The sequence below is a fragment of the Shigella sp. FC1544 genome, assembly GCF_001722145.1.
Classification (GTDB): domain Bacteria; phylum Pseudomonadota; class Gammaproteobacteria; order Enterobacterales; family Enterobacteriaceae; genus Escherichia; species Escherichia coli.
On sequence record NZ_MECT01000485.1, the window covers coordinates 1 to 343 of the forward strand.

The 343-nt window shown below is 55.7% G+C and carries 1 protein-coding gene; it reads right to left on the reverse strand.

The genetic code is table 11. The features are described from left to right. Positions 1-343: RNA-guided endonuclease InsQ/TnpB family protein (locus BGK49_RS18740; RefSeq protein WP_146628142.1), on the reverse strand; the 343-nt coding region annotated here is incomplete at both ends.

Consider the following 343-nt stretch of genomic DNA (forward strand, 5'->3'; position numbering starts at 1 on the left):
AATCATTTCGGTGGGTTCCTGCTTCAACGGGCGGCCTGACTGCACCATCTCTCCACAGGCAAGAACGGCGTGCCCCGCCGCTAAAATGTTACGAGCGCCATTTACATCGGCGTTCGCTGTATATCCACATACCTGGCATCTGAATTTACTTTGTGACAGGCGGTTTTCTTTCGCTGTATGACCACAGCACGCGCAACGCTGGCTTGTGTACGCTGGCGGAACAGCAAGCACCTGACCGCCACGCCAGAGCTGCTTGTACTCAAGCTGGCGGCGCATTTCATACCAGCCCTGATCCAGTATCGAACGGTTTAAACCTGATTTTGCCCGGACATTGCGCCCCGGC